This window comes from Frankia sp. CgKIO3 (genome assembly GCF_977946435.1).
In genome coordinates this window covers 1-3,819 of the sequence record NZ_CDWTMO010000256.1, presented here as the reverse complement: position 1 = coordinate 3,819, position 3,819 = coordinate 1, and the positions used below count along the sequence as shown (strand labels likewise).

The 3,819-nt window shown below is 69.9% G+C and carries 2 protein-coding genes; one reads left to right on the top strand and one right to left on the bottom strand.

The genetic code is table 11. The annotated features are described in order from the left end of the window. Positions 1–547: 547 nt before the first annotated feature. The gene (locus AC08OJ_RS19120; protein WP_476596457.1) at positions 548–1,243 is read left to right on the top strand and encodes a response regulator; all 696 of its coding nucleotides are present in this window, start codon (positions 548–550) and stop codon (positions 1,241–1,243) included. A gap of 59 nt (positions 1,244–1,302) precedes the next feature. Here AC08OJ_RS19120 and AC08OJ_RS19115 read toward each other — a convergent pair whose 3' ends face one another. Next, positions 1,303–3,042, bottom strand: coding sequence for a sensor histidine kinase (locus tag AC08OJ_RS19115; protein ID WP_476594649.1), 1,740 nt, complete (start codon positions 3,040–3,042; stop codon positions 1,303–1,305). Between the last annotated feature and the right edge of the window lie 777 nt (positions 3,043–3,819).

The window sequence follows — 3,819 nt, the reverse complement described above, 5'->3', positions numbered from 1 at the left end:
TCCTATGCCGAAGACGCCCATGATCGGCCGACCCCGGAAAATGACGCCGGTGTCTGAGGGCGAGAACTGCATCTTGACGGACGGATCGGAGGCGCTACGCAGCGGGGTGCTTTTTGCCACATGGCGGACATACGATACAAACACCGGACGGCCTCGATCGAGGTTCCCCTGTCCCGGCCGACGGGCCTCAGCGCTGCGCCGGGGAGCAGGCGAAACCTCCAGGCCCGCGGACAGGCTCTACATCCGCCGCCGGCACGCCAATTGCGACCTGGCGCAATCACATCATGAAGCCACTCGACTACACCTCCCCGGACTTCGGCGGGGCGCCACCCGGACCTAACCTTTTCGGATGACGCCGGAACCAGCGTTCACGGGTTCACCGAACGGCATCCGCCGAGACGCACGACACCGCTTCCGTGCGCGAGACGCACGACACCGCTTCCGTGCGGTCGAGGTCACCGCCTCCAACAGCGAGCGTTATATTCTTCTTGCTGCAGGTGACAACAGCGACGGTCTTCTACGGCGTCAGGGTCGGGCGGAGTCAACGGTGTCAGACGAACTGGCGGACGGTTCCGGAGTCGGTGACGTACCGGGGCCTGCGTCGATCACCGGAACCATCCGGGTGTTCCTTCTCGACGACCACGAGGTAGTGCGTCGCGGGCTGCGGGATCTCCTCGCCGACGAACCCGATGTAGAGGTGGTCGGGGAGGCCGGGCGGGCCGATGAGGCGGTAGCCCGGATCCTGGCCCTCCAGCCCCACGTCGCGGTGCTGGACGCACGCCTGGAGGACGGCAGCGGTATCGAGGTCTGCCGGCAGGTCCGGTCGAGCGATCCACGGATCGCCTGCCTCATCCTGACCTCGTTCGACGACGAGGAGGCGCTCTTCACAGCGATCATGGCGGGCGCGGCCGGCTACGTTCTCAAGCAGATCCGGGGAACCGCCCTCGTAGACGCGGTGCGCCAGGTGGCGGCGGGCAAGTCCCTGCTCGATCCCGCGGTGACGCCCCGGGTCCTGGTGCGGCTGCGGGAGGGACCAGCCGAGGACGAACGGCTTTCCGGGCTCACCGACCAGGAGCGGCGCATCCTCCGACTGATCGCGGAGGGGCTCACCAACCGCCAGATCGCCAGCCGGATGTTCCTCGCCGAGAAGACCGTGAAGAACTACGTCTCCAGCATGCTGTCCAAGCTCGGGCTGGAGAGCCGGACCCAGGCCGCGGTGTTCGCCACCAGGCTGAACCCCTGAATCCTTGAGGCCCCTGAGGCTCTTGAGGCCCGGGGTTCCCCGCAACCCCGCCGTACCCGCTAACCGAGGACGCTCCATCCCTCGCCGGAGTGCACGCGAAGCTCGGGCAACGGCGCGATCACCGGGACCTGCCAGGTCATGGTGGTGCCGACGCCGCCCGCTCCCGGGCCGAACTCCATCCGGCCGCCGAGGTCGAGCGCACGGTGCCGCAGGTTGGCCAGCCCGCTGCTGCGCGAGGCCTTGCCGGGGCCGCGGCCGTCGTCGCGCACCTCGACCAGAATGTCGGCGTCGGTGACCCGCAGCAACACGTTGATCCGGGAGGCCCGCGCGTGGCGGGCGATGTTGGACAACGCCTCGCGCAGCGCCGCGAGCATGTGCGGGCGGATGGCCGCGGGGACCCCGCGGTCGATCGGTCCGTCCAGCCGGACCGTCGGGGTGATCCCCAGGGCCCGTTCGGCCTGGGCGATGACCGCTTGGATCTCGGCGCGCAGATCGGTCTCCTCAGCAGCGTTGGAGGTCAACGAAAAGATCGTCTGACGGATGTCGGAGATGGTCTGGTCGAGCTCGCCGGCGGCGGCGTCCAGCCGCCCGGCCGCCCGGCTGTCCACGACCCGGGCAAGGCTCTGCAGGTGCAGACCGGTGGCGAACAACCGCTGGATCACGACGTCGTGCAGGTCCCGAGCGATGCGGTCCCGTTCCTCGAAGACGGCCAGACGCTCCCGGTCGCGGTGCACCCGGGCCAGTTCGAGGGTGAGCGCGGCCTGCCCGGCGAAAGCCGCAGCCATCTCCAGGTCCAGACCGCCGAAGGAGGCCGAACGCTCACCCGAGCCGAGGACGAGGATGCCCAGCGCCCGGCCACCCGCCATCAGCGGCACCACCATGCCGACCTTCACCGGGAGGTCGGGATGGTCCGCGCCGAACAGCGGACCGCCCGGGGAGTCGGCGGGCACGAGCACGGCCCGGCCGGTGCGCATGGCCTCGTTCAGGCGGCGGTTGTCGGCGAAGACCCGGCCTCGCAGGTCGTCGTCCCCCTCCCCGTCGACAACCCCGACGACCAGGCCGGCCTCGTCGGGGACGAGGATCGCGGCGAGCCGGGCCGCGGTCGCCTGACGAGCCCGCCGGGCCACCAGGTCGAGCGCCTTCTCGGGCTCCGCGACCGACAGCAGCGCGGTCGTGATCTCCACACTGGCCGAGAGCCAGGCCTGCCGGCGCCTGGTCTCCTCGTACAGCCGCGCGTTCTCGATCGCGAAACCGACCGCGGCCGCCAACGCGCACGCCAGATCCTCGTCCTCCTGGGTGAACTCGCCGCCACCGCGCTTCGCGCCGAGGAACAGCGTTCCGAACGCCGCGCCCCGCACCATGATCGGGACGTTGAGGAAGGTGTCGAACCGCGGGTGCCCGCCGGGAAACCCGATCGCGACGGGATGACGGGCGACGTCGGCCACCCGCAACGGCCGAGGGTGGCGCAGGCTCTCCCCGATCAGGCCGCGCCCCTCAGGAAGTCTGCCGATCATGGTGGGCACCTCGTCGGGGAAGCCCACATGGATGAGCTCCGAGATCTCCCCGTCGTCGCCGATCACCCCGAGGGCGCCGTACTTGGCCCCCACGAGCTGGCAGGCGGCCTGCGCGATCCGGCGCAGGGTGACCGGCAGGCTCAGTTCCCGGGCCACGTCGACGACCGCGTCGAGCAGGCCACGCATCCGGGTCTGCACGGACGCCACTTCGTTCACCTGCTCGGAGAGCTGGATCAGAAGCTGTTCGAGCCGCGCACGATCGACATCGGGGACGGGTCCGCTCATCGGCGCGGGCCCTGGTCTAGGCCCTGGTCTAGGGCAATGACCGAACCTTCGTCCGGGTATCGACGGAATTCGACGAAAACCACCGCGCGTGGCACCTCATTTCCGGTCCCTCTCTCCAGCAGGGTGACGTGCGGGCGCCTGCCCAGACGGAAGGATTGCCTGCCATGCACGATATCCGGCAAACACCGACTCCGCGGAGCAGCAGGCGGAACACCATAACGAGCACCAGCCGAGTCTCGGAGGGCCACAACGCGCCGGGCTACCTCCAACGTAGAGTGTCGTTCATGGCAATGCCCCACCTCTTCCTGCACCGCGACCAAGTGACGGACCTGGGCCGGGTCGTCAGCGCGGCGTGTACCGGGCGGGCCTGAGCCAGCGTCATCCTCCCGCGGCGCCGTCGGCGGCGGCTCGTCGTCTGCCGTCCCTAATCGGTTGATCGGCTGGTCCAGCTGGCAGTTCTGTCGCCCCGCCCCGACGGTCCGTCGGCCTCGCGACGCCACGCTCAGCCCGTTCGCACCGTGATCTCCACCGCTCTGCGCCGTCGCACTCCGTGCCTGCGCCACGGCGGGCCACCGCCGGCAGGACATCACCATCGTGCTCATTCGATGCGGTGACCCGGCGCATCAGTCTCGCGCGCGGCACCACTTCTCCCCGCCCGGCCGTGTCCGGCGGTGTGCCGGCGAACGTACCCGCGTCCCGGCATCACCCGCGTCCCAGCATTACCCGCGTCTTGGGAGTGACTCGTGCCCCTCCTCCACCCGGTCCTCATCGCCAACC

Excerpts from the sequence above, each read along its gene's own strand:
- AC08OJ_RS19115 (WP_476594649.1), bottom strand. The coding sequence starts at position 3,042 with ATGAGCGGACCCGTCCCCGATGTCGATCGTGCGCGGCTCGAACAGCTT.